At 72.5% G+C, this 5022-nt stretch carries 4 protein-coding genes; 2 read left to right on the top strand and 2 right to left on the bottom strand.

Going from position 1 to position 5022, the window contains the following annotated elements; all coding sequences use genetic code 11:
- Window positions 1–29 precede the first annotated feature (29 nt).
- Together AB0G50_RS35780 and AB0G50_RS35775 are read right to left on the bottom strand one after the other, a co-directional pair.
- Window positions 30–770 (bottom strand): DUF6544 family protein, encoded by a 741-nt coding sequence (locus tag AB0G50_RS35780; RefSeq protein ID WP_360118537.1) that lies wholly within the window; start codon window positions 768–770, stop codon window positions 30–32.
- A 165-nt stretch (window positions 771–935) separates the two neighbouring features.
- The gene (locus AB0G50_RS35775; RefSeq protein WP_360118534.1) at window positions 936–2168 is read right to left on the bottom strand and encodes an MFS transporter; all 1233 of its coding nucleotides are present in this window, start codon (window positions 2166–2168) and stop codon (window positions 936–938) included.
- Between the two features lie 454 nt (window positions 2169–2622).
- On the opposite strand from AB0G50_RS35775, the gene AB0G50_RS35770 reads away from it, so the two are divergent.
- Both AB0G50_RS35770 and AB0G50_RS35765 read left to right on the top strand, forming a co-directional pair.
- Complete coding sequence (locus AB0G50_RS35770) at window positions 2623–3717, top strand: S-(hydroxymethyl)mycothiol dehydrogenase (protein WP_360118531.1); 1095 nt, start codon at window positions 2623–2625, stop codon at window positions 3715–3717.
- Between the two features lie 46 nt (window positions 3718–3763).
- A complete protein-coding gene (locus AB0G50_RS35765) occupies window positions 3764–4756 on the top strand; it encodes a hypothetical protein (RefSeq protein ID WP_360118528.1) in 993 nt (330 codons plus the stop codon).
- Window positions 4757–5022 lie beyond the last annotated feature (266 nt).

The raw sequence follows: 5022 nt of genomic DNA, 5'->3' as shown, positions 1-5022 counted from the left end.
GTCCCGCGCGGGACGGAGCCGGGGGTGCGTCAGGCCTCGGCGTGGAAGGTGATCTCGGCCTTGGCGAAGTCGAACTGCGCGTAGGTGAACGGGCCGTCGGGCAGGTGCCACACGGCCGTCGCGCGCCGGGGCCGCAGCCGGCCGCGCACCAGGATCCACCCGTCCACGGGCGTCGACCACGGGGTGGCGACGACGCCTTCGGGCAGCGACGCCCACCGGTCCCGGCTGGTGAAGTCGCGCACCGCGCCCCGGGCGTCCACGGTGACCCGGCCGGTGACCGACACGCCCCCGTCGGTGAGCGTGACGTCGAACGTGTCGTCGTCCACGGCGGTCCACTCGACCGGCATCGCGAGCAGCATCGACGGCGCGAGCAGCAGGGCGTCGTCCAGCAGCGCCACCAGTTCGCCGCTGTCGAACTCGGGCCCCTCGCCGTCGGCGACCGGGAACAACCCGAGCACCCGCGCGGTCATCCGGCCCCGCCCGTCGCGGTAGGTGTCGGTCGCCTGCACGGGGATCAGGTGCGCGAGCGCCAGCCGCATCCGGAAGTCCCGCGTCACCGTCGCCGCGTCGGTCCGCTGCTCGACGTGACAGGTCGTCCACCGCCGCTCGGGTCGCAACCGGAACCACCCCATCAGGGTCGCCTCGAACGCCACGTCCCGGGGCCGTCCGACCACCCCCGCGAACTCCAGGTACCGCCGCGCCGGCGCGGGCAGGTCCGCGATGTCCGCGCGCGTGACGCGGCGGGCGGTCGCGATGTCGTCGTGCTGCATGGTGCACCTCCACCACCCAGCGTCACGGCGCCGACCGCGTGCTCCCAGAGTCCAAAGGACCCACCCCGCCGGGACCTCGGTCCGTGGCAGCCGGTGTCGGGGCGGACCGGTGTCGGGATCGGTGTGGTGCCACCACGTTCGGCGCCCGTCGCGCGGGCCGGGTGGTCAGGCGAGGGCGGGTTCGGCGTCGACCGGCGCGGCGTCCGGGTCCGGTTGGAGGGCGACCAGGAGGGCCGCGCCGACGGTCAGCACGACGCTCGCCACGATCACCGGCAGGTAGCTGTGGAAGCGGTCGGCGAGGAGCGCGCCCACCTGGCTGCTCACCGCGACCGCCACCATGTGCAGCGCCCACAGGACGCCGATCGCGGTGCCCTTGCGGCCGCGCGGCAGGATCTTGGTGATCCACATCGTGGTCGCGACGACCGTGGCCAGGTAGCTGGCGCCGAACAGCGCGCCGAACAGCAGCACGGTGAAGTCCGCGTCGAAGAACGGCAGCAGCACCATCGACCCGGCGCGCAGCAGGTAGCCGCCCATCAGCGTGGCGCGGATCCTCCCCTTGTCGCACAACCGGCCCGCGATCAGCGAGCCGACGATCTCCAGCGCACCCAGCAGCACGAACGACAGCGAACTGGTCGTGGCGCTCACGCCGTGGTCGTGCATGTGCGGGAACAGGTGCACGTCGATGAACGCCATGGTCGTGCCGCAGGCGAAGAACGGCAGGATCAGCCCGCGCACCCGCGGCTGTGCGAACGCGGTCCGAATGCCCTCGAGGAACCCGGTCTCCGACGGCGCGGCCTTGGTCGTCCGCCGCGCGGAGTAGCGCACCAGCACCAGGGACAGCGGCAGCAGCGCCACCAGGAACACCACGCCGGTGCCGAGCAGCACCCGGTCCCACGTCGTGACGGTGCCGAGGAACGTCCACAGCGGCACCAGCACGATGAACCCGACCGCCGCGCCGTTGGTCAGCACCGCGTACAGGAAACCGGCGTTGCGGCCCTGGAACAGCTGGTCGGCCAGCACCCCCAGCGGCACGAACGACAGCATCGTGCAGCCGATCGCGCCCAGCACGCCGTAGGCGAGCACGAACACCCACACGTCCGGCGCGAGCGCGCACACCACCAGCACGCCGCCGGTGGTGGCCGCGCCGATCGCGAGCACCGGCACCGCGCCGACCCGGTCCGCCAGGTGACCCACCGCGGAGGACGCCAGCGCGGTCACGACGGCGAACAGCGTGGTGCCGACGGCCAGCGTTCCCCGGTTCACGTCGAACCCGTCGGCGATCGGCAGGAACAGCACCTGGACGGTGCTCTTCAACGACGAGCCGGCCATCGAGATGGCGAAGCTCACGGTCGTGGCGAACACGACGAATGCGGTGACACCCGCGATGGCTTTCGGCACGGTTCCCACTTTTCCCGGTTTTCACCGGGCTTTTCACCCGGCCCGCGCGGAGGTCTTTCCGGCGGCCGGCGTCATGGTGCCACGTCGCGTTACCGGCGGTAAACGTAGGACGATCGTCCACCAATGGCCCGTTCGGCCGCAGTGATCCGGCAAAAGGGTGTTCAACGCCCGGACAACGGCGGAAAAGCCCGCGTTCGGGCTGGTCGACCACCTCCGAACGGCCCTCGGGCGCCGCCCCGATCGCGTCGCCGACTCATCGGGAAATCCGATGGCTTCACCTCCCGGAAGGCATTTCGCCGAGTTCGTCCGAAGTGGACGGGGTGGTTCGGTGTCGCGTATTCCCGACGTGCGGCGGCCGCCGACCGGGTGTCCGCGCCGTTCCCGATGGGGTCCAATAGCCTCCCCGTCCGACCCCGCGCGGAATGTTCCGCCGATCATTTTCCAGGAGAACCAGATGGCCAGGAGCGTCAAAGCGGTCGTAGCGCTGGGCAAGGGCGAGCCGGTCGCGATCCGGGAGATCGTGGTGCCCGACCCGGGCCCGGGCGAGGCGACCGTCCGCGTGCTCGCCTCGGGCGTGTGCCACACCGACCTGCACTACCGGGACGGCGTCATCGGCACCGGCTACCCGTACCTGTTAGGCCACGAGGCGTCGGGCGTGGTCGAGCAGGTGGGCGCGGGCGTGCACAACGTCGAGCCCGGCGACTTCGTGGTCCTCAACTGGCGCGCGGTGTGCGGCCGGTGCCGGGCGTGCCGGCGCGGGCGGGCCGAGGCGTGCGTGGACGACTTCGTGGCCACCGGGAAGATGACGCTCGCCGAGACCGGCGAACCGCTCGGCGCGGCGCTGGGCATCGGCGCGTTCACCGAGTTGACCCTGGTGCACAGCGGCCAGTGCACGCCCGTGTCGGCGCAGGCGGACCCGGCCGTCGCGGGCCTGCTCGGGTGCGGGGTCATGTCCGGCATCGGCGCGGCGATGAACACCGGCGGCGTGCGCACCGGCGACACGGTCGCGGTCATCGGCGTCGGCGGAGTCGGGTGCGCGGCGGTCGCGGGTGCCCGGCTGGCGGGCGCGACCCGCATCGTCGCGGTCGACCTGGACGAGCGGAAGCTGGCGCACGCCCGGGCTTTCGGCGCGACCGACGTGATCGACGCGCGGCGGACCGACGACGTCGTCGCCGCGATCAAGGAGCTGACCGGCGGGCTGGGCGTCGACGTGGCGATCGACGCGGCGGGCACCCCGCAGACCTGGCTCCAGGCGTTCTACGCCCGCGCGCTCGGCGGCACGTTCGTGCTCGTCGCCCGGCCGGACTCGGCGATGCGCCTGGAGATGCCGCTGCTGGACACCTTCATGCGCAACGGCGTCTACCGGACCAGCTGGTACGGCGACTGCCTCCCGTCGCGCGACTTCCCGGCCCTGGTCGACCTGCACCTCCAGGGCAGGTTGCCGCTGGAGCGGTTCGTCACCGAGCGCATCTCGCTGGCCGACGTGGAGGAGGCGTTCGAGGTGATGCGCCGGGGCGAGGTGCTCCGCAGCGTGGTGGTGATGGGTTGATCGCGTTCCGGGGTTCCGGCCGCCCGGTTTCGCCTAGTCTGCGCACATGATCAGGTCGCGCCGGTTGGCCGCCCTCGCGGTCGGGCTCGTCGTCGTTCTCAGCGGGTGCAGCGTCCGGGTGCTCGGCACGCCGGTGCCGGTGCCGAACCCGACGTTCCCGAAGCCGCCCGAGCCCACCGGCGCGAACCTGTTCGGCGACTTCCGCACGCTCGACCCGTGCGGGCTGCTGGAGCCCGCCGACCTGGCGTCGGTGGGCCGGGCCGCGCTCGGGCCGGTCGAGTCGCTGGACTACTGCGCGTTCACGGTGACCACGTCGGCGGGCGCCAAGCTCGACCTGGCGGTCGGCATCCTGGAGCAGCTGGAGTCGGAGCGGGAGCTGACCGGCACGAAAACCCCGTTCGGCGACTTCCGGATCCAGGCCGAGGAGGGCGACGACGCGTACTGCGCGCGCCGGCTGGTGTTCCCGGACCTGGTGACGATGCACGCGTCGGTGAACAACTTCGGCAAGGAGAAGACGACGGCCGTCGAGCTGTGCGGGGTCGTGGAGGCCGCGGTCAAGGCGGTGGGGAAGCGGCTCCAGGACGGCAAGGAGCCCGCGCACCGGACGTTCGCGGCGAACTCGCTGGGCAGGCTCGACGCGTGCGAGGCGGTGCCGGCCGCGACGATCGCGAAGGTGCCCGGCCTGGCCGCCGCGAAGGCCCGCCAGTACCCGGCGCGCCACCAGTGCCGGTGGAGCAAGGACGGCACCGTGACCCCGCCCCGGGTCCGCGTCACCTACCTGGTGGACTCGCCGGGCGCCAACCAGGCGGGCTCCGAGGTCCTCACCATCGCGGGCCGCTCCACGGTGGTCGCCAAGTCCGCCGGCACCTCGATCGCCCTGTGCTCGGCCGAAACCGCGCACGTCGACTTCCCGGGCGCGACCGGCCGCAAGGAGACCGCGATGGTGATCGTCTCCCTGCCCTCGCCCGCGAAGGCCGACGACGCCTGCGTGGCCGCCAAGTTCCTGGCGGTCGACGTGTGGAACCAACTGCCGAAGTAGCCGCCCGCCGCGGGGAACGAACGGACGACGCGACCGGGCGCCCGGCTGGTCTCCGCCCGTGATTGGTCTCCGCCCGTGATCGGGAGACGAGGCGCCGAGCACGTGTCCCGCGAGCGGGCGCGGGCGACTGACCCGCCGGTCCCGTACCCGTCGACGGCGGTTCCGGGAGGTGCAACCGAGGTGCACCCGTAGGTCACCCGGGTCGCGACCCGGCGGGGTCGAACCTTGTTCTCACCAGCGAAGAACAAGGGAGAATCCGATGAACG

It is taken from the genome of Actinosynnema sp. NPDC020468 (genome assembly GCF_040642015.1).
Lineage (GTDB): Bacteria > Actinomycetota > Actinomycetes > Mycobacteriales > Pseudonocardiaceae > Actinosynnema.
The sequence above is the reverse complement of the archived record's forward strand: the minus strand, read 5'-3'. Positions and strand labels throughout refer to the sequence as shown.

Coding starts and splice junctions, on each gene's coding strand:
- AB0G50_RS35765 (WP_360118528.1), top strand. CDS start 3,764: ATGATCAGGTCGCGCCGGTTGGCCGCCCTCGCGGTCGGGCTCGTCGTC.
- AB0G50_RS35780 (WP_360118537.1), bottom strand. CDS start 770: ATGCAGCACGACGACATCGCGACCGCCCGCCGCGTCACGCGCGCGGAC.
- AB0G50_RS35770 (WP_360118531.1), top strand. CDS start 2,623: ATGGCCAGGAGCGTCAAAGCGGTCGTAGCGCTGGGCAAGGGCGAGCCG.